A 23,309-nucleotide genomic window follows, 5' to 3' on the forward strand; every position below is an offset into this window, starting at 1 on the left:
TCACCCCATCGATGTAACAAAAATAGTTACGTCAAGGAATCGGAGAATCTCATGGGACAGCTGGACGACAAGACCGCCCTCGTCACCGGCGCCTCCAGCGGCATCGGCCTGGCGATCGCCCGCCGCTTCGCCGCCGAGGGCGCGACCGTCTACCTCACCGGCCGACGCAAGGCCGCGCTGGACGCCGCCGTCGCGCAGGTCGGCGCCCGCGGCATCGCCATCCAGGGCGATACCTCCGACCTCGGCGACCTCGACCGGCTCTTCGCCGAGATCGCGAACCGCAGCGGCCGCCTGGACATTGTGGTCGCCAACGCCGGGGTCGGGGACTACGGCCCGCTCGGCGCGATCACCGAGGAGGAGTACGACCGCACTACCTCGATCAACCTCAAGGGCACGGTCTTCACTGTCCAGAAGGCGCTGCCGCTGCTGACGCCCGGCGCCTCGGTGATGCTGCTCTCCTCCAGCGCGGCCCTGCGGGCCACCCCCGGCCTGGGCGTCTATGCCGCCACCAAGGCCGCGATCCGCGGCCTCGCCCGCACCTGGGCCGCCGAGCTAGCCGGCCGCGGAATCCGCGTCAACGCCCTCACCCCCGGCGATGTCGAGACCCCGGGCGGGGACGAGCTCCGCGCCGCTTTCCCGCACGGCGATCGGCCCACCGCGGCCGAGCCCGCCCCGCTGACCCCGCTCGGCCGGATCGGCCGTCCCGACGAGGTCGCCGCCACCGCCCTCTACCTGGCCGGCGACCAAAGCACTTTCACCACCGGCGCGGAACTGCTCGTCGACGGCGGCGCCACACAGCTCTAGGCGCCGAATCGTCCACGCGGGACGCATTCGACACTCCAGGGCGTCTGAGCCGCGTACTTGCGACCGTCGCCAGGGCAACGGCTTCGACACAACAAGGAGTGAGTCATGAAGAGCGTGGTCCACTACCGGGCGGACGATGCGGCAGCCCGATCCCCGGCACCAGGAGGGCGACCAGGTCGTCTTCCTCGCCGGTGACGACGAGAGCGGCAAGGACTTCCTGTGCCAGGGCTGCGGCCCGACCGGCACACCTCACGCGAACGAAAAGACAAAGGACAAGGACGATGGCAACAGACACTCAGACCTCGCGGACCGTGGCCGAGAAGTTCGTGGAGCGCCTCGGCAGGCAAGACCCCGACGGCATCCAGGAACTGTTCGCCGAGGAGATCGACTGGCACGTCCCCGGCAGTGACGCGCTGCCCTGGACCGGGCGCCGTACCCGCCGGGAGGAGGTCGCGCCGTACTTCACCACGATGTGGCCGCACTTCGCGCACGGCGGGAGCAAGGTCGTGCTGGAGCGCGTCATCGTCGACGGTGGTGACGTTGTACTGCTGGCGGTCTGGACGCACACCGTCGTGGCCACTGGGAAGGAGTTCACCACACCGGCGGCCATGCACCTGATGGTCGAGGACAACCGGATCGTCCGCATGCACCTGTACGAGGACACGCTGACCGTCGAGAAGGCGTTCAACGCCGGCTGAGTGGAGAGTGCTCATGTGCCCCGTGGCCCGGGGCACATGGCGGCCAGGACCTCCATGGCGGCGTCGGTGCGCGGCGCCTGAGCCAGGAGCTGGCGCTGCACGCGGTCCTCCGCGCGCAGGGTGGGGGTGGGTGTAGGTGGCGGCGTCGGTCTCGTCCAGGTCGTAGCTGTCCAGGGCGTTGGGGTAGTACAGGGCCGTCCACAGCGCTTCGGCCGGGACGAGCCAGGTGTCGGCGTCGGGGTCCTGGCCGTGCAAGGCGTCCGCCAGCTCTTGCAGGGCGGCTGGAAGTAGCGGCGGGGTGGGGTCGGAGCGGAACCCGTGCCCGCGGTCACCGGGGCGAGACCAGTCTGCTCTCGTAGGCGGCGATGACCAGTTGGGCGCGGTCCCGCGCCGCCAGCTTGTCCAGCAGCCGTCCCACGTGCGTCTTCACCGTGGCCATACTGAGGTGCAGGTGCTCGGCGATCTCGGTGTTCGACCGCCCGCGGGCCACCAGCGTGAGCACCTCACGCTCCCGATCGGTGATCGCTTTCAGCCCATTCGCCAGAGGCGGGCTCGCCGGCTCGGGCATCCGGGCGAACTCCGCGATGAGACGCCGGGTCACCCTGGGGGAGAGGAGCGCTTCCCCGTCGGCCACCACGCGGATGGCGGAGAGCAGGTCGGCCGGTGGGGTGTCCTTCAGCAGGAAGCCACTGGCGCCCGCGCGCAATGCCGCGTAGACGTAGGAGTCGAGGTCGAAGGTGGTGAGGATGAGCACCCGGCTTCCGGACTCCGGCGCGGCGCAGATCCGGCGGGTGGCCTCGATCCCGCCGACGCCGGGCATGCGGACGTCCATCAGCACCACGTCAACGGAGGCCTCCCGTGCCGTGCGCACCGCGGACTCCCCGTCGCCCGCCTCACCGACAACGGTGAGGTCGGGCGCGCTCTCGATCAGCACCCGGAAGCTGCCGCGCAGCAGTGCCTCGTCGTCGACCACAAGCACGCGGATGGGTTCGCTCACGTGGCCTCCCGCGAGGCGGGCTCGTAGGGGATCCGGGCGGCAACCCGGAACCCGCCCTCGGGCAGAGCCTCGGCGGTGAGCACCCCGCCGTGCATGGCGGCCCGCTCCCGCATCCCGAGCAGCCCGTGACCGGTGCCGTTGCCGGTGTCCGGAAGGACCCGGGCGCCGGGGCCGTCGTCGCGCACCTCGACGCGCACCGTACCGCCGCCGGCGGCGACCCGCACCCGGCACCGCGCTGGTGCGGCGTGTTTGACCACGTTCGTCACCGCTTCCCGCACGATCCGGTGGACCGCTGACGCTACCCCGTCGGGCACTTCCCCGATCCCGTGCACGACCATGTCGACCCGAACGCCCGCCATCGCCGCGTGCTCCACGAGCCCTTCCAGATCGGCTCGCGGCTCCTGCTCGTCCGAACGCAGCACCCCCAGCATCCGGCGCATCTCGGCGAGTGTGTCGCGGCTGGTGCTCTCGATGACGCGCAATGCGTCCCGCGCCTCCTCCGGGCGTTCGTGGGCAACGTGGTTGGCGATACCCGCTTTCACCGCGATCAGGCTCATGCTGTGCGCCACGGAGTCGTGCAGCTCGCGGGCGATCCGCAGCCGTTCCTCGGCGACTGCCCAGTCGGCGAGCTGGGTCGCCGAACGCGCCGCGGCGGCCCGGCGTTCCCGGATCACGCGTCCCAGCATCCACGTCCCGCCCAGGACCGGTACCGCGACCAGCGCCGTGCTGGCAAGGCTGCCGCAGCATACCGGTGTTCCGGTGACGCTGACCAGGACGAGACCGCCCACACTGAGCGTCCCGATGGTGAGCGTGGGCTCCCATCGCCTTCGGGGCAGGACCACCGCCACCTGGTAGAGCGTGAGGACCACAGCGGCGAGCTCCCACCGCCCCATGCCCCAGGCGGTCGCGAGGAGCGTCCCCGTGAGGGCCAACCCGAAGGCGGGCACCGGCCACAGCCGGCGCACGGCGATCGAGGCGCCGGTGACGGCCGCGGCCAGCAACACCGCCCCCATCTGGGCGTCCGGGGGAGCCCTTACCGCGGCGAGCACCAGGAGGTAACCGAGCGCCGTCAGACCGTCGAGGGCAAGCAGCTCGCGCCGGCCCAGACGCCGGAAGATCGAGGGGCGGGGGTCCGCAGTCTCCGCGATGTCCACGCGTCGACGGTAGCGGGCGCGCCCGCCCCGTGGCCTCCGGCCAGGGGTCCTCATACCGGGGTATGAGAGCGGCCTCACTACCGGCCCGGCACCCGCCCGTGGACGGAGCCCGGAGTTGGGCCGCTGGCCCGATGTGTCGGACCGGATCGGCGCGAGAGCGTCGCGGACATGATCGAAGTACACGAACTGACCAAGCGCTACGGGCGTACCGTCGCGGTCGACGGACTGACCTTCAACGTCAACCCCGGGCGGGTGACCGGGTTCCTCGGACCCAACGGGGCGGGCAAGTCGACCACGATGCGGGTGCTGCTCGGGCTGGACCGCCCCACCTCGGGTACGGCGCTGATCGACGGGCACCGCTACGCCGAACTGCGCCGCCCGCTGTTGCACGTGGGCGCCCTGCTGGACGCCGGCGCGGTGGACGGCGGGCGCAGTGCGCTGAACCACCTGCGGTGGCTGGCGCGCACGAACGGCATAGGCGCCCGCCGGGTGGCGAGTGTCCTGGAACAGGTCGGGCTCGCCGGGGTGGCCCGCTCCCGGGTGGGCGGCTTCTCGCTGGGAATGCGCCAGCGGTTGGGGGTCGCCGCGGCGCTACTCGGCGACCCCGCCGTTCTCCTCTTCGACGAGCCGGTGAACGGGCTGGACCCCGACGGTGTCCGGTGGATCCGGGAACTGATGCGCTCCCTTGCCGCCGAGGGGCGGACCATCCTGCTGTCCAGCCACATGATGAGCGAGATGGCCCTGACCGCCGACCACCTCGTGATCATCGGACGCGGCCGGCTCATCGCCGACACCACGGTGCAGGACCTCGCCGCCCGGTTCCAGCAGGGGGTAACGGTGCGCTCGCCACATGCTGACGAGCTGGCCACGGCGCTCACCGGTGCCGGTGCCACGGTGACCCGGGAGGCCGACGGAGGCCTAACGGTGACCGGCAAGGACGCCAGCGAGATCGGTGACCTGGCCGCCCGGAACGGGCTCCCGATCCACGAGGCGGTCCCGCGCGGCGCATCCCTGGAAGACGCGTACATGGAGCTGACCTCCGAGAGCGTGGACTATGCGGCGCGTACCGGGGTGCAGGGAGCGGCGCAGTGACCGCGACGCTGGCGGCAGAGTGGCTCAAGCTTCGCTCGGTCCGATCGACCTGGGTGATCATCGCCGTGGTCGGCGGGGTCGTGCTCGTCACCACCCTGGCCGCGTGGAACGGGGTGACCTCCTGGGAGAGCGCGACAACCGCCGAGGGCCGGATCCGGTGGGAGACAGCGCGGCCAGTGGAACGGATAACGTTCCCGTTCACCCAGCTCTGCCTGGGGACGCTGGGGGTGCTGGCGGTCACCGCCGAGTACAGCACGGGGATGATCCGCTCCACCTTCGTCGCCGTGCCCCGGCGCGGCACGGTCCTGGCCGCCAAAGCCGGCGCCGTGGGGGGTGCCACGTTCGCCGCGGGAGTGGCGGCGGTGACGGCCATGCACCTCACCGCGAGGTGGATTATCGGCGACCGGCCCTTTGAGCCCTACGCGGACCCGGTGGCGGAGTCGGTCGGGCCGCTGCTCGCCATGGGGCTGTCGGCCGCGGTGGTCGCCCTCGTGGGGGTAGGGCTGGGGTTCATCCTGCGCTCCACCGCGGGGGCGCTCGTCACGGTCGCGGCGCTGGTCTTCGTGGTCCCCACCATCGCGGGTTTCCTCCCCGATCCGTGGAACGAGCGGATCGGCGCCGTGCAACTGCCCCAGCTTTCCGCCCAGGTCGCGGGGGCGTCCGACCCCGTGCTGTCCCCGCCGGTGGCGCTGATCGTGCTCGCCGGCTACGCCGCCACCGCGCTCGGCACCGCCGCCGCAGCCATCAGCCGGAGCGACCCGTGAAGCCCGAGGGATCGCCCCACAGCGCGGTTCCCGGCTCTGCGGGGCGAGCAAAGCCAGGCACGCACGGGCCGGCGCCCACCCGAAGTCCGCTTCCTGCCCGCAGGAACGATCCACGGAGGAACCCAAATGACACCCGCCCCGCAACAGGAACACCGGCCGGTGCGCGACGCGCTCGCCGCGGAATGGCGGAAGACCTATTCGGCCCGCGCGACCTGGTTCGTCGCGGGCGCTGTCGTGTTGACGATGCTCGCTGTCACCTCCCTGACAGTGACAGTGGTGGTGATGTGGGAAGGGCTGCCGCCGGAACGGCGCTCCGACGTCGTAATGAGCCCACCCGATCAGGTCGTGCTCATGCCGCTGCAGCTCTGCCTGGGGGTGCTGGGGCTGTTGACGTTCACCGCCGAGCACCGCACGGGGATGATCCGCTCCACCTTCGTCGCCGTGCCCCGGCGTGGCACGGTCCTGGCCGCCAAGACCGCCGTCACCGGTGTGGTCGCGCTGCTCCTCGGCTACGTGGGGGTTCTGGTGACGGTCGGGGCGAGCTGGTGGGTCGCGGGGGACCGGTCTTTCTTCCTGAACAACGACCCGCTGGCCGAGCAGCTCCCGCTGCTACTGGCCTCGGGACTGTCGGTCCTGATGGTCGCCATCGTCTGCGTTGGGCTGGGCGCCATCGTGCGCTCCACCGCCGCAGCGGTCGTGCTGCTGGTGCTGTTCCTCTACGTGCTGCCGATGAGCACCACCTACCTCCCCGCGCCGTGGGACGACCGGGTGGCGTCGGTAATGCTGCCGAACCTGCACCACCAGGTCGGCACGGATGACTTCGCCATGGTGTACTTCGACGGCGTCCTGGCCCCGCCGGCGGCGCTCGCCCTGATGGCGGCCTACGCGGCCATCGCACTTGGCGCCGCCGCGGTCGTGGTACGCCGCCGGGACACCTGAGAACCCAGGCCAGCGATCGTGCGGTACCGACCCTTCACCGCGACGGGTCGATACCGCACGATTGCGGGGGCCAGTTGCGCAGCATAGCGACGCCCCTCCCGAGACCAAGGCGCCGACGGCTTCCCCCCGCAACAGCGGGGGTCCAACGCCTTACGGCGTCCCGGACTCGAACCGAATGGATTACCAGAAGTAGCCGTCAACTACGCACCGGGAGGCGCGTACCACCAAAGGTAAGAGCGAAGGACGGCGAACCTCCAGTAGTTTTCTGAGCCCGGCAACCAGCACCGGGGCGAGTGCCATTTGGTCCTCTGCATCCGGAGCTCAACCGAGAGCGGTAACGTAGCGCCAGTCCAGCAAGCCGGACCAATGGCCGTGGTGCCACTTATCGCGGCGAGAGCATGGAAACCAGAACCGACGATGGACCGAACGGTATTCTAGTTCCCTAAATGCGCAGCTCAGGAAGTGTGCTCTCCACGCACGTGGAGGTGAACCGTTATACGCCGACGGGATGGTGTCGATCGTGTTGTGCTCTCCACGCACGTGGAGGTGAACCGGCTCCGGCCGGAAACGCTCCCGAGATGCCCGGTGCTCTCCACGCAGGTGGAGGTGAACCGGTGGGTTGGATGGCGTACTGGCCGATGCGCACGTGCTCTCCACGCACGTGGAGGTGAACCGTCAGCCTCTACCGCGTCCGGGTGCTCCCGGACGTGCTCTCCACGCACGTGGAGGTGAACCGTACGTGGCGCCGAACGCGCTGGGCATGGCGGGGTGCTCTCCACGCACGTGGAGGTGAACCGGCAGACGGGCGATCGGTCCCGCTTGGGTTGGTGTGCTCTGGCGGTGTGCCCCGAGATCGGCCGCCGCTGGTGCCGGGGCGCCTCAGGACTGCAGTACGTCGCCGCGGGTGCGTAGGTGGTCGATGAGTAGGCGGCCGATGTGCCGGATGTGGTCCACCATGGCGGTGCGGGCCGCGGCGGCGTCGCGGTTTCGTAGGGCGTCGAAGATCGCGGAGTGGTCGTGGGCCGAGGCTTCGGCCCATCCCCGGATGGTGCCGAAGAAGTTCAGCGGCACGTACTGCACGGTGAGGTTGAGCAGGGTCGTCATACGGTGCGAGTCGGAGGCCCGGTTGATGGTGCGGTGGATCTCGTGGTTGAGCTCGTCGACGTGCCGGGCGTCGCCTTCGTGCGCGGCTACCTCCAACTCCTCCTGCAGCTTGGTGATGCGCTCGATCTCGGCGTCGCTCAACAGTTCGGCCGCCCGCGCGGCCAGCTCGCCGGCGATGAACGCCTGGACCTCGAAGAGGTCCTCAACGTCGCGGGCGGTCATGGGAACCACCCGGTAACCACGGCGCGGCTCCCAGCGCACCGACCCCTCGCTGTGCAGGATCATGAGTGCCTCGCGGACCGGGGTGGCGCTGACTCCCAGCTCCTCGGCCAGGTGCTCGGTGCGGATGTGGCTGCCCGCGCTCAGCTCGCCGACCATGATGGCCTCGCGGACGTACGATGCCACCTTCTCGCTCAGCTGCTGCTTATCACCGAGAGCGGAGCCTGACCTCCGCCCGGATCCGCTCCGGGGTGTCTCCGCCGCCACTCGGTCTCAGCCTCCTCGGCCTCCTGCGCTGATATCTATATTCTACGGGGATTTCCGCTTCCGGGTTCGCGTCAGGTGTCCCCGCCGCGGCCCTGCGTGTCGGTGTTGCCGCCCGCCGGGCTGCGGACTCGTGCGGCGTAGCCCCGCGGTAGGCGCGGCCGCGGTCGGAGCCGGGTGGGTGATGTCCGCTTTTCGTGGAACGACCGCTCGGTGCGTCAGAGCAGCCGTTCAGATGCTGGTCCTCATCGGGTCATCGGCGGTTCCTCTGCGGTGATGCGGGGAGCGACGCCTTGTCTGGCCTCCCATATTCTATAGAATAGTGGAAGTATCGCATCGCGGATTACCCGCCCCGATCACGCTTCGGTATTCGGCCCGGACCTGGAGGAACAGTGTTCAATCGCGACGACCGCCACATTGGCGGTGGCTGGCTGCACGCCGCCGGCGACGCCACGATCCCACTCGGGAACCCAGCCGCGGAGGAGGCGATCTTCCCGGCGCCCGCCGGATGTGCCTCGGACGTGGACCGGCCGGTGCGCAGCAGCGCACGGGTTCGTGCCGGGGAGCCGGTCCTGGTGGCCGGGCTTGGCGGGGCCGGGCTCTCGGCGGTTCTGGGCGCGCGCCAGGTCGAAGGCGGTGGAGTCCCGGACGCGTTCGAGCGGATGCGGGCCGGACTCGGGGTGCGTTCCGTGCTCGAGTTCGACACATGAGCCCCGGCAACCGGGCGCCAGATCCCTTGCCGGCCGGGGAGGACACCCCCGTGGCGGCTCCACTGGCCGGGGTGCGCGTCATCGAGCTGTCCAGCTTCGTGGCCTCCCCGCTGGGAGGAATGACGCTGGCGCAGCTCGGAGCCGACGTGATCCGGGTCGACCACGTTGGCGGCGGCCCCGACCGCGCCCGCTGGCCCCTCGCCCCGTCCGGCGAGAGTCTGTACTGGGCGGAGCTGAACAAGGGCAAGCGTTCGGTCACCGCCGACCTGCGCTCCGAAGAGGGCGCCGCGCTCGTCGCCGATCTGGTCGCCGCGAGTGGCCCCCAGGGCGGCATCGTCCTGAGCAACTCCCTGGCCCAGCCCGCGCTGGGCTACACCGAGCTGTGCTCCCGGCGGGCGGACCTCATCCACGTCCAGCTCCTCGGCCGGCGCGACGGCGGGACCGCCGTTGACTACACCGTCAACGCCGCCCTTGGGTTTCCCGCCGCCACCGGCCCGGAGGGGCACGCCGCGCCGGTCAACCACGCGTTGCCCGCGTGGGACATGGCATGCGGGCTCTACCTCGCGGTCGGGCTGCTGGCGGCCGAGCGGCGCCGGCGGTTGACCGGCCGCGGCGGGCAGGTGCGGATCGCGCTGCACGACGTCGCCCTGGCCACCGCCGGCAACCTCGGCTACCTGGCCGAGGCCGCGTTGCACGGGAGTCCCCGGCCGCGCATCGGCAACCACGTCTACGGCGGGTTCGGGCACGACTTCGCCACCCGGGACGGCCGGCGGGTCATGGTGGTGGTGCTGACCAACCGGCACTGGCGGGCGCTACTCGACACGACAGGCCGCTCGGACGCGGTGGCCGGGGTGGAACGGTCCGTGGGCGTGGACTTCGGCACCGACGCCGCCCGGTACGAGCACCGCGACCTCCTCCGCGCCCTGCTGCGGCCCTGGTTCGCCGCCCGCGACGCGGCGGAGGTGGAGCGCGCGCTCGGCGCCACCCCTGTCCTTTGGTCGTTCTACCGGGACTTCGCCGAGGTCGTGGCCGACGGCGAGCTCCACAACAACCCGATGATGGGCGAGCTGGACCAGCCGGGGATCGGGCGCTGCCTGTCACCCGGGTCGCCCCTCACGTTGGACGGGCACCAGCCACCGCCCGCACCGGCCCCTCGCCTGGGTGAGCACACCGCGGAGCTGCTCCGGGACTGGCTCGGGCTGTCCGCGGAGCACATCACCGACCTGCGCGACCGGTACGTCGCGGGAGAACAGGAGACGACCGAATGAGCCTGGAGAAGCACGTAGCCGAGTGGGCTCCGGGGGAGGTCGCCAGCGAGGACCCGATCGCCCCGGGGCCCGCGCGGGCACTGGCGGGTGTCCTGGGGGAGCGCGACCTGCGGGGCGACGGTCCGCCGGTCAGTGTGCTGCCCCTGCTGTGGCACTGGCTGTACTTCCTCGACTGGCCGGCGCACGAGGAGCTCGGGCCGGACGGGCACCCGCTGGAGGGGCACTTCCTGCCGCCCATTCCCGACCGCCGCCGGATGTTCGCCGGCGGGCGCGTCCGGGTCGAGGAGCCCCTGGAGATCGGGCGGACGGCCCGGCGGGTCTCCACCCTGGCCGATGCCGCCGTCAAGCACGGGCGCAGCGGCGAGACCCTGTTCGTCACGGTGCGCCACGAGATCCACCAGGGCGGGCGCCCGCGGCTGGTCGAGGAGCAGGACTTCGCCTACCGGTCGGGAGAGTCCGGCCAGCGGCGCATGCCCGCCGAACCCAAGTCGGGTCCGCCCGACCGCGGCACCGAGCCGTGGTGGTCGCTGACCGCGGCCGATCCCGTGCTGCTGTTCCGGTTCAGCGCGCTCACCGCGAACGCGCACCGCATCCACTACGACGCCCCCTACGCGCGGACCGTGGAGGGCTACCCCGGTCTGGTGGTCCACGGCCCGCTGCTGGCGGTGCTACTGGCCGGGCGGGCGGAGGCGGCGGGCCAGCCGGCTACAGCGATGCGCTACCGGCTGCGCAGCCCCGTGTTCGCGGGGGAGCCGTTCGCCGTCACCGGCGGGCCCGGCGACAACGAGGTGGAGCTGAGCGTGCGCACCGCACCGGCCGAGGTCAACGCCACCGCCACGGTGGTCCGCTCGTGAGCCTGACCGGCGCTCTGTTGCGCGACGAACCGGCCGCGGCCCTCCGCGGTGCCCTGTTCTCCGCCCGCTGACCTCTCTCGCCCCGCCAGACGCGTATCCGAGAGTCCCGAGCAGAAGGAAGCCCGCACATGCACGTGATCAGCACCGAAGAGCAGGACATCGTCGCCGCGGTGGAACGCTTCGTCGACGCCGAGGTCCGGCCGGTCGCACGCGACCTCGAACACGCCAACGCCTACCCCGAGGACATCATCGAGCAGATGAAGACGATGGGCATGTTCGGGCTCGCCGTCGGCGAACCCCACGCCCAGACAAAGGTGTCCACCCAGTGCTACGCGCTGGTCACCGAGGAGCTGTCGCGCGGCTGGATGAGCCTTGCCGGCGCCATCGGCTCGCACACCGTGGTTAGCAAGCTCATCGGCGACTACGGAACCGAGGAGCAGCGGAACCACTACCTGCCCAAACTGGCCACCGGCGAGCTGCGCGCCGCTATGGCGTTGACGGAGCCCGGCGGCGGATCCGACCTGCAGGCCATGCGGACCACGGCGCGCAGGGAGGGCGAGAGCTACGTCATCAACGGCGGCAAGACCTGGATCACCAACGGCCGCCGCGCCGACGTGGTGGCCCTGCTCTGCAAGACCGACCCCGACGCCGATCCGGGCCACCGCGGGGTGAGCGTCCTCCTGGTGGAGAAGGTCCCCGGGTTCACGGTGTCCCGGGACCTCGGCAAGCTCGGGTACAAGGGGGTGGAGAGCTGCGAGCTCACCTTCGACGACTGCCGGGTCCCGGCCGGCGCCCTCCTCGGCACCGAGGAGGGGCGCGGCTTCGGCCAGATGATGCACGGACTGGAGGTCGGCCGGATCCAGGTGGCCGCACGGGCGGTGGGGGTCGCCCGCGCCGCGTTCGAGGACGCGCTGCGCTACGCCCAGGAGCGGGAGTCCTTCGGGCGCCCCATATACCAGCACCAGGCCGTCGGCAACCACCTCGCCGACATGGCCACGAAGCTCACCGCGGCCCGGCAGATCGTGCTGTACGCGGCGAGCAAGTTCGACTCCGGCCAGCGCAGTGACATGGAGGCCGGAATGGCGAAACTGTTCGCCTCCGAGGCCGCAATGGAGATCACGACCAATGCCATGCGGGTACACGGCGGCTACGGGTACTCGCCCGAGTTCGACGTGGAGCGGTACTTCCGCGACGCGCCACTGATGATCATCGGCGAGGGCACCAACGAGATCCAGCGGGACATCATCACCCGCCAGCTTGTTGCCCGCGGTGGGCTCTAAGGGCCGTTACAGGAGGCCGCCCCTGGGGGGAGGGGTCCGGGCCCGCCGAACAGCGTGCTCAGTCGGATGCGTGGGGATCGCCATCCGCGGGGAACCCAGCCGGCAACGCGGGATCCGGTGGGCGCGCCTGGCGGCGGGAAGGCTGAAGACGGCCCGCAGGTGCGCCCGGCGCGCGCGTCCGGGCCTGCGCGGCACGCCACGTGGCACGGAGCGGGCCTGACAGGGGCGTCGCATCGCCCACCGGCCCCGCGCGGAGCCGCTGGCGCCGGATCACCACTGGACCTCCAGGCGCTCGGGTGAGCGGTGGATCAGGGTCGGCAGCATGCGGATGGGCGCATCCGGACGCAGGCGCGCTCCGGGCAGGCGGCGCGTCAGCTCGTCCAGGACCGTGCCCAGTTGGGCGCGGGCCAGTCGCGCCCCGGGACAGGCGTGCACGCCGTGCCCGAAGCCGAGATGGCGTTCGGGGCGGCGGAATATGTCGAGGCGGTCGGGGTCCGCGAACTGCGCGGGGTCGCGATTGGCGGCGCCGAAGGAGACGAACACCGTGTCGCCGGCCGCCACCTGTGTGCCGCCCAGGACAACGGGGCGAGTGGCGCGGCGGCGGAACCCCTGGATGGGTGCGTCGAAGCGGGCGCATTCCTCCACCGCGTCGGGGATCAGCGCGGGACGCGCGCACAGCGTCTCCCACTGCTCGCGGTGGCCCAACAGGTGCGACAGCATCGTGCCCATAAGCGCGGTGGTGGTCAGGTGCCCGGCGAGCAGCAGGTTCTGCAGCGAGGAGACGATCTCGGCGCGCTGCTCGCGGGTGGGTTCGCCTGATTCCGGGGCCAGCGCGTGCACGAACCCGGTGATCAGGTCCGCGCGCGGTTCGGCGTGGCGACCGCGGACGTAGCCGTCCATCAGGTGCTGCGTTCTGGCGATCTCCCGCGCCGCCTCGATCTGGTCGTCGAGCCCCATGGGGCGGAAGAAGAGGTCGGTGGCGCGATAGCCGCCGCGCACCACCGCCGGAACGTCGGCGGGATCCAGCCCGAGGAGGTGCCCGATGACCTCGCCGGGTAGCCGGCGCGCCAGCGCCCCCATCAGTTCGGCGCCACCGTCCCCGGCGAACTCGTCCACGAGGCGTGTCGTGCGTTCGGCGATGAACGGCCGCAGCGCCGCCACCGAAGAGGCCGACAGCCCGCGGTTGTGCGGTTGCCTATAGCGCCGGTGCGCCTCGCCGTCGGAGGAGAGGACCACACCACCGCCACCGATCCCCTTGGCCAGCTCCGCGCGCACGCTCTCCGGCAGGGTGGTGTCCGGCCGCAGCGCCCCGACCGACGACAGGTCCTCGTGCCGGGCCAGCGCCTCGCGCACGTCGGCGTACCGCGAGACCAACCAGGCGTCCAGCTCGGGGGAGAAGACCAGCCCCGGTTCGTCGCGGGCACGCGCGTAGTGCGGGTAGGGGTAGCGCTGGAACGCGTCCAGAGCGGTGAAGTCCATGTTGCCTCCGTGCCGGGCGCCGGGGGGACGCGCGGTGGCCGTGCGCTTGCGCGACCCCTGGACCCCAGCGTCCCCGCCTCCCGGTCTCAGCCCGGAGCCCGCAACGCCCGCCTTGTAGCGACCTCCACGGCGGAGCACGGCGCCCGCGGGAACGAATTCCGCGGGGCCAGCGGCTAGATCTGCTCGGCTGCTGTTCGCAGCAGGTCGGCCAGTTCGTCGGTCTCGCCCGGTGCCACACCATTCTCCGCGCTCCGGGTGAACTGGTAGTCCCGCGTGACCCTTTCCGCCGCACGAAGCGTGATCACCGACAACTCGAAAGTGTCGATCCTCGGCTCCGCGTTCTCGTTCTCCGTGAACAGCCGATACTTCAGAGCTGAGACCAGCGTTTCCGTGAATTCAGCGATCGACTCGGGGGCGAGATCCACGCTCACCATACCGCTTGACTGGCGCACCGAAGCCACCACATCAACAGCCACTTCGAGGGTCCGGTCTCCTTCGATTACGCTGACCCCGTCGATGTCGCGGACGTCATCGGCGACGATCTCCGGAACCGCGACGGAGAGGGTTTCCGCCATTTCGCTCCTCACGTTTGCGATCAATCTGGACTGTGTGGCGGCGGTGGAGCGGAGGTGGCGGCGATTCGCGGCGCACGTGCCGAGAACTAACCGCGGGGTGGCCGCCCGCGCGGTCGGGGAAGAACGCCATCTCTGCTGAGACCGCTCATATCGAAGGCCACGAGGGAGTTCCCTGCGGGCCGCCATCGGCGCGACCTCTCTGAACCACAGACGCCATCGTAGAACCCTGCCATGTGTTCGCCCAGGTTTCCACCTGGGGTTCCCTACGCCCATCGGATTTCCCAACGCACCGCAGCCTGTCCGGCGCGACTGGTGGCTTCCGCCGTGTTCTGGATGGCCACCCCTGGTAAGGCGGCTTCTGCGGTGTCGAGCGCGGAGAGGACTCCTACGGAGACCATTGCGGACCCTCGATCCCGGAATGCTCTCCGCACGCCCACAGGGCAGCCCGCCGGGACCACCGCAGCTACAGCGTAGGATCAGCTCCCATGGAGGAACGCACGCTCGGTAGGACTGGCAAGGACGTCAGCGTCGTGGGGTTCGGCGCCTGGCAGATCGGCGCGTCGTGGGGACACGTCGACGAGGACGAGGGGAGGTCGGCGCTGCGCGCCGCGGCGGACTCGGGGGTCACTTTCATCGACACCGCCGACGTCTACGGCGACGGTCGCAGCGAGCGCCTGGTCGGCGAGCTCCTCAAGGAGCGTCCCGGGCTGACGGTGGCGACCAAGATGGGCCGGCGCGCGGCCCAGGACCCCGCCAACTACAACCCGGACAACTTCCGGGAATGGAACGACCGCTCCCGCGCCAACCTCGGCGTGGACACGGTCGACCTGGTGCAGCTCCACTGCCCGCCCCCGGCCGTGTACTCCACCGACGCGGTCTTTGACGACCTGGACGCCATGGTCGAGGAAGGCCGGATGCGTGCCTACGGGGTGAGCGTGGAGACCTGCGAGGAGGCGCTCGCCGCGATCGCCCGCCCCAATGTGGCCACCGTCCAGATCATCCTCAACGCGTTTCGCCACAAGCCCTTGGAGCGGGTGCTGCCCGAGGCGCGCGCGGCCGGTGTCGGGGTAATCGCCCGGGTTCCGCTGGCCAGCGGCCTGCTCTCGGGGCGCTACACCGCCCAGACCACATTCGCCGACAACGACCACCGCACGTTCAACCGGTCGGGCGCCGCGTTCGACGTCGGCGAGACGTTCTCCGGTCTCGACTTCGAGACCGGTCTGGCGGCGACCGAGCGCATCCGCGAGTTGCTCCCCGAGGACATGACCATGGTGCGGTTCGCGCTGCGCTGGATCCTCGACCAGCCGGGGGTGAGCACGGTGATCCCCGGTGCGCGCGGGGCCGACCAGGCTCGCGGCAACGCCTCGGCCGCGTCGCTCGCCCCACTGCCCCCAGAGACCCACACCGCTGTCCGCGGGATCTACGACGACCTGATCCGCCCCCAGGTGCACCACCGCTGGTAGGTCCCAGCAGTGTCCGGGCCATTGGCGGCGTGGCCCCGGCCGGAAGCGCCCGATAAACGGCGTACTCGAAAGCCCTGGTGGCAGTGTGCGGCAACCCGCGCGAACTCCGGGACGAGCGGCGCAACGCCGCGACGGCCGCCACCCACCTGCCGGGCGGGTCTCGTTGACCGCGGCGAGGGTGCGGGGCGGGCGCCGACCCCGAGGTGCGGAGCATCCTCGGGACCGGCGCCCCTTTCGTGCTAAAGAGTCCAGTCCTCCCGATAGCCAGGACGGCCGGAAAACGGGGCTGCGAGCCTGCGCAGCCTCGCCACGTCGCCGTCCCGCTCGCACTTGGCGACAACCCCGCGGGCCCGCTCCAGAAGCGTCAGCGCCTGGTCCAACGCGATGGCGGCTTCTCGCCGGCCCCAGCCTGCTTTCCGCTGGTTCGGTTTGGCGCACAGCAGGCCCTGTGTGAGGACTTCGTCCTGGTCTCTGGCGCCGATCTCCTGATCGTCGGATTCAATCCGCCGGTCGAGAACCTCCGAGACCGACGTGGAGTCCATGAGCGTGGACAGCAAAGCCCACGCCTCGTGTTCCTCAAGGTCGATCTGCTCACGCAGGAACGCCGCGATCTCCGAGATCTGGCCCTGGAAGTTGCGAGCGGTCACTACACGCCTCACACGATGGGGGTAATCGGGACAGCGACCATAATGCCCGCCAACGTCGACGTTTTCCTGGTCTTCAGCAGAAATGTTTGCGCTCACTTGGTGGGCGCCTCGGCGAGCGAAAGGCTGTTTCCGTCGGGGTCCGGAATGACGACGTGTCGCACGCCGTTGTCGTAGGTCTCTGCCGGCTCGGGACCGATGCTGTGCGCGGCGGGGCGAGCCAGGCTGTCGTCGAGACCCTCCACCCCGAGAGTAAGCAGGGCATGGCCTGCTCACCCGGCATGCTCGTCGACGAAGACCCGTGCGGTTTCGCTGGCCTGCCAGAGCCTTCCCCACCGTCGATGACCCCGCCAGCCGGTCGCCCGAAGAACGCCGCGAACTATTCGAGCGCCGAAGTTCGGTCAGTTACGGGCACGCCGCAGTACAAACGCGTCATTCCGCCACGGATCGACATGGCTGCCGGCCCTTCCACATCTGGGTTTTGAAGTGCCGAGAGAACAGACATACGGGACCGACAAAACTCAATGGCTGACGTCGGTCGGGCGTGGTGGCCCTGCCGGTGACCGACGCCATGCCGATGGCATGCCCGCACCACCCGCGCGCCGGTCGGGGACAGCGTTCGCCGCGGCGACAGAGAACGTGGAATGCTGCTCTGGTGAATCCCCCCTCCAGATCGACGATCGCTCTGCTTGCCCTCTCCCTGCTGGCCGTCTCCTGCGGCCCGGAGAAGGAATCGTGGGACGTGAGTGTCTCCGTGAGCGAGCTCCCTTCGGCCCCCCTCGACTCCCGGCAGGACCACAGCCTCCTCTGGTCCGGTACGGAGCTCCTCGTCTGGGGCGGGCACGGCGCGAACCAGCACGACTCCTTCTCCGACGGCGCCGCTTACTCCCCCGAAACCGGTTCCTGGCGGACGATGACCGAGGTTGACCTGGAGTCCAGGACCCGCCACAGCGCCGTCCTGGTCGAGGACCGGATGCTGGTGTGGGGCGGCTTCACCCCGTCGCACTCCGGCGGCACCGAAGCGCATCTGGCCAGGGACGGAGCCCTCTACGACATTCGGTCGGACTCCTGGGAGCCGATCGCGCCGGCACCCGAGGGAAGGTCCATGGCGCGGGCGGCGGTCGTGGGCGAGCACGTGGTCTTCGGCGGCGGGTACAGCGAGCAGGACGGGGAGGAGTTCCTTGTGTACTCGGTGGCGGAGGACACCTGGGACACCGTTGCCCCGGGCGGAGGGGGTACCGGCTTCGACGTGTACGACATGCGGGTTCTCGATGGTGCGGTGGTGGCCGTCGGCGGGACCTCTCAGGGAATAGCCGTAGCCGCGTTCGGTATGGGCGATACAAGCGCGCCGGTACGGGAGATCTCCGGCCTGGAGGGGGAGACCGAAGAGCTGGACGCCTATGCCGGACTGGCGGTTTCCCCCGCCGGGGAGATCCTCCTGGCTGTGCGGGGTGGCGAGAACGCGAGGCTATACGAGGTGGACGACGGGGGACACGCGGAACTGGTCGACGAGCTCGGCCACGCCGGTTTCCGCCCTCCTGTCTCCCTGCTGACCCACCCTCTCGACGCGGGGCGAATGGACTTCGCGGAGGGGTTGGGACTGCTCGCGACCGCCCCTGGTGAGTTCAGCATGTGGGACGCGGAGGCGGGCACCTCCTACCGGTCGTCGACCAGGGATCTCTCGGACTACTGCGGTCCCCTTGAACCTGTATCCGACGGTGCCCTGCTCGGCTGGGGCGGCATGGGCTGCGAGTCCTCCGGAGTCAGGGTCGACATCACCGCCTAGCACCCCAACCCTGGATCGCGGTCCTGCCGGCTCGCCCCGAGATGCCGGTGGTGCGGTGATCGGTGGCGGCCAGGCGTTTCGAATCCCGCGTGTGCGAACTGCGGCGCGAGGTGTCTGAGCGGCGTTTGTCTGCTGCTTTTTGGGTAGCCGCTGCCCCAATCAGCGTTCAAGGGGGGATTATGGCCGGGAACGAGCAGAACCAAGACCTGATCGATGTGATCGTCTCCGACCACCGCAATGTGGAGGAGGTCTTCGTCGAGCTGGAGAACGATGCGGTGACGCCCGAGCGCCGAAAGGAGCTTGTTGACCACGCGATCACCGAGCTGGTGCGCCATTCCGTGGCCGAGGAGCAGCATATGTACCCGGTCGCTCGCCGGGTGCTGGAGGACGGGGACCAGGTCGCCGAGCACGAGATCCAGGAACACGCGGAAGCCGAGAGCGTGATGAAGGAACTGGAGGGCATGGACGCCACCGACTCGCGGTACGACGAGCTCGTGCGGTCGCTTGTGGCGGACATCCGGCACCATGTGGCCGACGAGGAGAGCGAACTGCTGCCACGGCTGCGGCGGGCGTGCTCCCAGGAGGAGCTGATGGAGCTGGGGAGAAAGGTCGCCAACGCCAAGAAGACCGCCCCCACCCGCCCTCATCCGAAAGCTCCCGACACGCCGCCGGCGAACCGCCTGCTCGACCCGGGAGCGGGAATGATCGATCGCATGCGGGACGCTTTGACCGGCCAGACCACCCGACACTAGCTGCGTGACCGTCCGGGCCGGTTGCCAACGGGGCCGGCCCTCGGCGGGAACCGTACGAATATCCGCGGCACCGTCGTGCTCTCCCAGCAGGCTGCCCGCCGAAGGCCGGCGGCCGTCTCAGGCGCACCACCGCTCCCGCCCGGACCGCCTCCGGTGCCTATCCTGGATGACGTGGGCATGCGCGACATCCGATCGAGGCCGGCGGCCGGACCGAGTGCTGTCGGGACGTCACGGCGCGGTCCCGAAAGCCGCAGGTTGCCCCGCTATGCCGCGGGTGAGATGGACGTGTCGTTCGTCATCGCGACCCGCGCCGAGGACATCTCCCGTGACACGTTCTGGGAGGAGCACTCGCACCCGACGCACGAACTGCTCTGGAACGATCGGGGTGCGTCCTGGGCGACGATCGGCAGGCGGGTCTGGATGATCACGCCGGCTGCCGGCTTGTGGATACCGGCCGGCACACCGCATTCCGGATCGGTGCCCGGGGGAACGCTGCACCGCGCCGCGCAGTTCGGCATCCATGCGGCGCCGCCGGTCTCCGACGAGCCCGCCGCGGTGGAGGCCACCCCGCTGCTGCGGCTCCTGCTCGACCGGCTCAACGCCGACAACCTCGGCTCGGACGCGCGCTCGCGGACCGAGGCGATGGTGCTCGACCTTCTCGTACCCGCCCAGCACGAGCCGATCCTGCAGATCCCCGAGTCGCCGTTGCTGGCCCCCATCGTCGCCGCGGTGCACGAGAACCCCGCCGATGCCACGACGCTGGCCGCTTGGGCGGTCCGGCTCGGGGTGAGCACCCGCACCATCACCCGGGCGTTCCGGTCCGAGACCGGAGTCGGGTTCAGCCAGTGGCTGGCCGCCGCGCGCGTGCGGCACGCGATCGTGCTGCTCGCGCGCGGGGAAGAGATCGACGAGGTCGCCGCATGCGTCGGGTACCACTCGGCGAGTGCGTTCGGCGCGGCCTTTCGGCGGGTCACCGGAGTGAGCCCGGGGCGGTTCCGTGCGCAGTGAGGCCGAGTGGGGCCTCTCCCCGGTGCAGATTGTCCTTTTCGCTATAGAACATGTCATGTATGCGGTATTGCGCACCCTCTGGATGTTCTTCTAGCTTTGGTTAGGCAAACCTAACCGAACGTCAGTTTGTAGTGCCTGTGCACCGCACTGAGGCATTTCGGCTGATGAAAGTACTTTCTGTGTGCGCTCCGACGCTGTGTGTAATAAGCGGGAGGAGTGTCACGGCGGAGGCCGCACAGCCGGCCCACAACCGGAAGGAAACCATGCCCCGCGTTTCACGGCTGGTCGCACTCGCTTCGGCTGCACTGCTCGCCTCCGGGGGCGCAGCCTGCTCATCGCCCTCTTCCGGCGAAGACGGCGGCTCCGGAGACTGGAGCCCCATCACCATCGAGCACGCGCTCGGCACAACGACCATCGAGTCGCAGCCCGAACGGGTCGCAACCGTCAATTGGGCCAATCACGAGGTCCCGCTGGCCCTGGGGGTCGTGCCGGTCGGTATGGCCGCGGCCAACTTCGGCGATGACGACGGCGACGGCGTGCTTCCCTGGGTCGAGGAGGAGCTTGAGGAGTTGGACGCCGAGACACCGGTGCTGTTCGATGAGGCGGATGGCATCGACTTCGAGGCGGTCGCGGACACCCGGCCCGACGTGATCCTCGCCGCGTACTCCGGGTTGACCCAGGAGGACTACGACACGCTGAGCGAGATCGCTCCCGTTGTCGCGTACCCCGAGACCGCGTGGGGGACGCCGTGGCGCGAGGTGATCGAGCTGAACAGCCAGGCTCTCGGCATGGCGGACGAGGGGGCCGAGCTCGTCGCGGACCTGGAGGAGGAGATCGACACCGCGGTCGCGGATCACCCGCGGATCGAGGACAGGTCGGCGATGTTCCTGACGCATGTGGACGCTACGGACCTGAGCGAGGTCAGCTTCTACACGACGCATGACACGCGCGCCAAGTTCTTCGAGGACCTCGGAATGGAGACCCCGGAGAGCATCGCCACCGCCTCGGCCGACACCGACAAGTTCTCGCTTACCCGGAGCACCGAACAGGCGGACACGTTCGACGACGTCGACATCATCGTCACCTACGGGGGCGACGAACTCGTGAGCAGCCTGGAGGACGACCCGCTGCTGTCGCAGATGCCGGCGGTGGAGAACGAGTCGGTCGTCAACCTCCCCGAGGAAGACCCGCTTGGTACGGCCGCGAACCCGACCCCGCTGTCAATCTCCTGGGTCCTGGACGACTACCTGTCGCTCCTCGACGCGGCCGCCAGCGAAGCGTAGTGGCGGCAACCGACGCACCGCCGGTTCCCGGCGCCGCCCATCCGCGGCCCCGGACTCGCGGAAAGCCCTTCTGGCTGCTCGGCGCGCTCGTCGTACTGGTGGCACTCATGTTCGCCTCGATCACCATCGGCTCCCGCGAGGTGTCGTGGCCCGACATCGTGGCGGCGTTGAGCGGCTCGGCCGAGGGCTTCGACCAGTCAGCGGTGGCGAAGCGCATCCCCCGGACGCTGCTCGGCCTCGTCGCGGGCGCGGCCCTGGGGTTATCCGGCGCGGTCATGCAGGGGGTGACCCGCAACCCGCTGGCCGATCCCGGCATCCTGGGCGTGAACATGGGGGCCTCGCTCGCCGTCGTCACGGGTCTCGCGTACTTCGGACTGGAGTTGGCGACCGGGTTGATCTGGGTGGCGATCCTGGGCGCGGGCGCCACCGCGGTGTTCGTCTACGCGATCGGCTCTCTGGGGCGGGGCGGCGCGGCACCGCTCAAGCTCGCCCTCGCCGGAGCGGCGACGTCCGCCGCTCTGGCGTCGTTCGTCAGGGCCGTCGTGCTTCCGCGCGCCGACATCGCCGATGAGGTCCAGTCCTGGCAGATCGGCGGTATCGGCGGCGGGACGTTCGACCTCATCGCGCCGGTGCTCCCGTTCATCGCGGTCGGAACGGCCCTCTGCCTGCTGTCGGCGCACGGGCTCGACCTGCTGGCCCTGGGCGACGACCTGGCCGCCGGGCTGGGAGCACATGTCGCGGCCGCGCGGGCGATGGCTTCCCTCGGTGCCGTCGTGTTGTGCGGCGCGACCACCGCTGTCACCGGGCCGATCGGCTTCGTCGGCCTCGTCGTGCCGCACGTGTGCCGGCTGCTCGTCGGTGTCGACCACCGATGGCTGCTTCCGTTCTCGGCGCTCGGGGGTGCCGCGCTTCTGACGGCGGCGGACGTGGTCGGCCGGATCGCCGCACGACCCGGAGAGATCGATGTGGGGATCGTGACCGCGTTGATCGGAGCCCCGTTCTTTATCTACATCGTCCGCCGCCAAAAGGTGCGTTCGCTGTGAGCGCCGGCACCGTCGAGTCCACCGCCCGCGGTCGGGAGCTCCGCGCGCGCCGGCGGAGCGGCGTGATCGGTGTTCTCATCGCCCTGGTCGTCCTCGCCTTCGCCGCGACCCTGATGATCGGGCAGACCTTCTATCCACCCGGCGACGTGGTGCGGGTGATCCTCGGGCAGGAGGTGCCGGGCGCTTCGTTCACCGTGGGACGGCTCCGGCTGCCGCGAGCCGCGCTCGCAGTGGTGGCCGGACTGTCCTTCGGGCTCGCCGGGATCACGTTCCAGACCTTGCTCCGCAACCCCCTCGCCAGCCCGGACATCATCGGCATCAGCTCGGGGGCCAGTGCGGCGGCCACATTCGCGATCGTGCTGCTCTCGCTGGGTCAGACCGGGGTGTCGGTCTTCGCGGTCGCCGCCGGCCTGCTGGTGGCCGTGCTCATGTACGTGCTGTCGTACAAGAACGGTGTCTCCGGGACTCGGCTGATCCTCATCGGAATCGGCATCGCGGCCATGCTCGACAGCGTCACCTACTACGTCCTCGACCAAGCCGCCGCCTGGGAGTTCCAGGAGGCGATGCGGTGGCTGACCGGCAGTCTCAACGGCGCCACCTGGGAAGAGTCCGTCCTGGCCAGCGCCGCGCTGCTCGTTATCGGCTCCGTGCTGCTCTCCCAGTCGGCGAGCCTGTCCATGATCCAGTTGGGCGACGAGACCGCAGCGGCCCTCGGGGTCCGAGTGAACGTCGTCCGGCTTGTCGCCATCACCGGAGCGGTGGGGCTTATCGCGTTCGCGACGGCCGCAGCGGGACCGATCGCGTTCGTCTCCTTCCTCTCCGGACCGATCGCCGCGCGCATCGTCGGCCCGAACGGTTCGCTGCTCGTGCCCTCGGCACTGATCGGGGCGCTTCTCGTGCTGGTCGCCGACTTCTGCGGGCAGTTCGCCTTCGGGACCCGCTACCCGGTCGGGGTCGTCACCGGTGTGCTGGGCGCGCCCTACCTCGTCTACCTGATCGTCCGCGCGAACCGCGCGGGACACTCCCTGTGAACCGCGGTCCACGGGTTACGCGCCGGGGACCGCTGGCCGTGGCGGGCTCGGTAACCCCCGCGCAGAGCGGCACCCTGTTTATGTCGCATCCGTGACGA

23 protein-coding genes and 1 CRISPR repeat array are annotated in these 23,309 nt (G+C 70.3%); of the genes, 16 read left to right on the plus strand and 7 right to left on the minus strand.

The window, feature by feature from the left end; translation table 11 throughout:
• Positions 1 to 51 precede the first annotated feature (51 nt).
• Together F4561_RS06380 and F4561_RS06385 are read left to right on the plus strand one after the other, a co-directional pair.
• Positions 52 to 804, plus strand: a complete 753-nt coding sequence (locus tag F4561_RS06380) for an SDR family NAD(P)-dependent oxidoreductase (protein WP_184575704.1) — start codon at positions 52 to 54, stop codon at positions 802 to 804.
• 281 nt (positions 805 to 1,085) lie between these two features.
• The gene (locus F4561_RS06385) at positions 1,086 to 1,502 is read left to right on the plus strand and encodes a nuclear transport factor 2 family protein (RefSeq protein ID WP_184575706.1); all 417 of its coding nucleotides are present in this window, start codon (positions 1,086 to 1,088) and stop codon (positions 1,500 to 1,502) included.
• 328 nt (positions 1,503 to 1,830) lie between these two features.
• Here the strand turns inward: F4561_RS06385 and F4561_RS06390 are convergent, their stop codons facing one another.
• Positions 1,831 to 2,499 (minus strand): response regulator, encoded by a 669-nt coding sequence (locus F4561_RS06390; RefSeq protein ID WP_184575708.1) that lies wholly within the window; start codon positions 2,497 to 2,499, stop codon positions 1,831 to 1,833.
• Positions 2,496 to 3,653 carry a sensor histidine kinase gene (locus F4561_RS33600; protein WP_221445385.1) on the minus strand — a complete coding sequence of 386 codons (1,158 nt, stop codon included), beginning with the start codon at positions 3,651 to 3,653 and terminating at the stop codon, positions 2,496 to 2,498. The genes F4561_RS06390 and F4561_RS33600 overlap by 4 nt, the downstream gene beginning before the upstream one ends.
• Before the next feature lie 168 nt (positions 3,654 to 3,821).
• On the opposite strand from F4561_RS33600, the gene F4561_RS06400 reads away from it, so the two are divergent.
• From F4561_RS06400 to F4561_RS06410, 3 genes are all read left to right on the plus strand, one after another.
• Complete coding sequence (locus F4561_RS06400; protein ID WP_184575712.1) at positions 3,822 to 4,745, plus strand: ABC transporter ATP-binding protein; 924 nt, start codon at positions 3,822 to 3,824, stop codon at positions 4,743 to 4,745.
• Complete coding sequence (locus tag F4561_RS06405) at positions 4,742 to 5,509, plus strand: ABC transporter permease (RefSeq protein ID WP_184575714.1); 768 nt, start codon at positions 4,742 to 4,744, stop codon at positions 5,507 to 5,509. The genes F4561_RS06400 and F4561_RS06405 overlap by 4 nt, the downstream gene beginning before the upstream one ends.
• Positions 5,510 to 5,635: 126 nt before the next feature.
• Positions 5,636 to 6,448, plus strand: coding sequence for an ABC transporter permease (locus F4561_RS06410; protein ID WP_184575716.1), 813 nt, complete (start codon positions 5,636 to 5,638; stop codon positions 6,446 to 6,448).
• 464 nt (positions 6,449 to 6,912) lie between these two features.
• Positions 6,913 to 7,245: a CRISPR direct-repeat array (repeat unit 29 nt; unit sequence GTGCTCTCCACGCACGTGGAGGTGAACCG).
• Between the two features lie 82 nt (positions 7,246 to 7,327).
• Here F4561_RS06410 and F4561_RS06415 read toward each other — a convergent pair.
• Entirely contained in the window at positions 7,328 to 8,038 is a 711-nt protein-coding gene (locus tag F4561_RS06415; RefSeq protein WP_312885165.1) for a GntR family transcriptional regulator, read from the minus strand.
• A gap of 389 nt (positions 8,039 to 8,427) precedes the next feature.
• Here F4561_RS06415 and F4561_RS06420 point away from each other — a divergent pair, with 389 nt between their 5' ends.
• From F4561_RS06420 to F4561_RS06435, 4 genes are all read left to right on the plus strand, one after another.
• A complete protein-coding gene (locus F4561_RS06420; RefSeq protein ID WP_184575718.1) occupies positions 8,428 to 8,745 on the plus strand; it encodes a hypothetical protein in 318 nt (105 codons plus the stop codon).
• A gap of 50 nt (positions 8,746 to 8,795) precedes the next feature.
• Positions 8,796 to 10,013: a CoA transferase gene (locus F4561_RS06425; protein WP_312885166.1), complete on the plus strand. Its 1,218-nt coding sequence runs from the start codon at positions 8,796 to 8,798 to the stop codon at positions 10,011 to 10,013.
• Positions 10,010 to 10,867, plus strand: a complete 858-nt coding sequence (locus tag F4561_RS06430) for an HTD2 family dehydratase (RefSeq protein WP_184575722.1) — start codon at positions 10,010 to 10,012, stop codon at positions 10,865 to 10,867. The genes F4561_RS06425 and F4561_RS06430 overlap by 4 nt, the downstream gene beginning before the upstream one ends.
• A gap of 128 nt (positions 10,868 to 10,995) precedes the next feature.
• Positions 10,996 to 12,147, plus strand: coding sequence for an acyl-CoA dehydrogenase family protein (locus F4561_RS06435; protein ID WP_184575724.1), 1,152 nt, complete (start codon positions 10,996 to 10,998; stop codon positions 12,145 to 12,147).
• Between the two features lie 270 nt (positions 12,148 to 12,417).
• Here the strand turns inward: F4561_RS06435 and F4561_RS06440 are convergent, their stop codons facing one another.
• On the minus strand, positions 12,418 to 13,626 hold the full coding sequence (locus tag F4561_RS06440; protein WP_184575726.1) for a cytochrome P450: 1,209 nt from the start codon (positions 13,624 to 13,626) through the stop codon (positions 12,418 to 12,420).
• Between the two features lie 173 nt (positions 13,627 to 13,799).
• Entirely contained in the window at positions 13,800 to 14,201 is a 402-nt protein-coding gene (locus F4561_RS06445; protein WP_184575728.1) for a hypothetical protein, read from the minus strand.
• Positions 14,202 to 14,686: 485 nt separating this feature from the next.
• Here F4561_RS06445 and F4561_RS06450 point away from each other — a divergent pair, with 485 nt between their 5' ends.
• Positions 14,687 to 15,664 carry an aldo/keto reductase gene (locus F4561_RS06450; RefSeq protein WP_184575730.1) on the plus strand — a complete coding sequence of 326 codons (978 nt, stop codon included), beginning with the start codon at positions 14,687 to 14,689 and terminating at the stop codon, positions 15,662 to 15,664.
• A gap of 239 nt (positions 15,665 to 15,903) precedes the next feature.
• Here the strand turns inward: F4561_RS06450 and F4561_RS06455 are convergent, their stop codons facing one another.
• Both F4561_RS06455 and F4561_RS31955 read right to left on the minus strand, forming a co-directional pair.
• A complete protein-coding gene (locus F4561_RS06455; protein WP_184575733.1) occupies positions 15,904 to 16,311 on the minus strand; it encodes a DUF6221 family protein in 408 nt (135 codons plus the stop codon).
• A 92-nt stretch (positions 16,312 to 16,403) separates the two neighbouring features.
• Positions 16,404 to 16,553, minus strand: coding sequence for a hypothetical protein (locus F4561_RS31955; protein ID WP_221445386.1), 150 nt, complete (start codon positions 16,551 to 16,553; stop codon positions 16,404 to 16,406).
• Positions 16,554 to 16,963: 410 nt separating this feature from the next.
• Between F4561_RS31955 and F4561_RS06465 the strand changes: the two genes are divergently transcribed.
• From F4561_RS06465 to F4561_RS06490, 6 genes are all read left to right on the plus strand, one after another.
• Positions 16,964 to 18,094, plus strand: a complete 1,131-nt coding sequence (locus F4561_RS06465; protein ID WP_184575735.1) for a Kelch repeat-containing protein — start codon at positions 16,964 to 16,966, stop codon at positions 18,092 to 18,094.
• Positions 18,095 to 18,273: 179 nt separating this feature from the next.
• The gene (locus tag F4561_RS06470) at positions 18,274 to 18,846 is read left to right on the plus strand and encodes a hemerythrin domain-containing protein (protein WP_184575737.1); all 573 of its coding nucleotides are present in this window, start codon (positions 18,274 to 18,276) and stop codon (positions 18,844 to 18,846) included.
• Between the two features lie 177 nt (positions 18,847 to 19,023).
• Positions 19,024 to 19,854, plus strand: a complete 831-nt coding sequence (locus F4561_RS06475; protein WP_184575739.1) for a helix-turn-helix domain-containing protein — start codon at positions 19,024 to 19,026, stop codon at positions 19,852 to 19,854.
• A 263-nt stretch (positions 19,855 to 20,117) separates the two neighbouring features.
• Positions 20,118 to 21,137 (plus strand): iron-siderophore ABC transporter substrate-binding protein, encoded by a 1,020-nt coding sequence (locus tag F4561_RS06480; protein ID WP_184575741.1) that lies wholly within the window; start codon positions 20,118 to 20,120, stop codon positions 21,135 to 21,137.
• Positions 21,137 to 22,180, plus strand: coding sequence for a FecCD family ABC transporter permease (locus F4561_RS06485; RefSeq protein WP_312885167.1), 1,044 nt, complete (start codon positions 21,137 to 21,139; stop codon positions 22,178 to 22,180). Before F4561_RS06480 ends, F4561_RS06485 begins: the two co-directional genes overlap by 1 nt.
• On the plus strand, positions 22,177 to 23,211 hold the full coding sequence (locus F4561_RS06490) for a FecCD family ABC transporter permease (RefSeq protein WP_184575743.1): 1,035 nt from the start codon (positions 22,177 to 22,179) through the stop codon (positions 23,209 to 23,211). Before F4561_RS06485 ends, F4561_RS06490 begins: the two co-directional genes overlap by 4 nt.
• The last annotated feature ends 98 nt before the right edge of the window (positions 23,212 to 23,309 follow it).

Source organism: Lipingzhangella halophila, from assembly GCF_014203805.1.
GTDB classification, from domain to species: domain Bacteria; phylum Actinomycetota; class Actinomycetes; order Streptosporangiales; family Streptosporangiaceae; genus Lipingzhangella; species Lipingzhangella halophila.

Coding starts and splice junctions, on each gene's coding strand:
- F4561_RS06400 (WP_184575712.1), top strand. CDS start 3,822: ATGATCGAAGTACACGAACTGACCAAGCGCTACGGGCGTACCGTCGCG.
- F4561_RS06435 (WP_184575724.1), top strand. CDS start 10,996: ATGCACGTGATCAGCACCGAAGAGCAGGACATCGTCGCCGCGGTGGAA.
- F4561_RS06480 (WP_184575741.1), top strand. CDS start 20,118: ATGCCCCGCGTTTCACGGCTGGTCGCACTCGCTTCGGCTGCACTGCTC.
- F4561_RS06475 (WP_184575739.1), top strand. CDS start 19,024: ATGCGCGACATCCGATCGAGGCCGGCGGCCGGACCGAGTGCTGTCGGG.
- F4561_RS06440 (WP_184575726.1), bottom strand. CDS start 13,626: ATGGACTTCACCGCTCTGGACGCGTTCCAGCGCTACCCCTACCCGCAC.
- F4561_RS06450 (WP_184575730.1), top strand. CDS start 14,687: ATGGAGGAACGCACGCTCGGTAGGACTGGCAAGGACGTCAGCGTCGTG.
- F4561_RS06470 (WP_184575737.1), top strand. CDS start 18,274: ATGGCCGGGAACGAGCAGAACCAAGACCTGATCGATGTGATCGTCTCC.
- F4561_RS06385 (WP_184575706.1), top strand. CDS start 1,086: ATGGCAACAGACACTCAGACCTCGCGGACCGTGGCCGAGAAGTTCGTG.
- F4561_RS06445 (WP_184575728.1), bottom strand. CDS start 14,201: ATGGCGGAAACCCTCTCCGTCGCGGTTCCGGAGATCGTCGCCGATGAC.
- F4561_RS06410 (WP_184575716.1), top strand. CDS start 5,636: ATGACACCCGCCCCGCAACAGGAACACCGGCCGGTGCGCGACGCGCTC.
- F4561_RS06380 (WP_184575704.1), top strand. CDS start 52: ATGGGACAGCTGGACGACAAGACCGCCCTCGTCACCGGCGCCTCCAGC.
- F4561_RS06430 (WP_184575722.1), top strand. CDS start 10,010: ATGAGCCTGGAGAAGCACGTAGCCGAGTGGGCTCCGGGGGAGGTCGCC.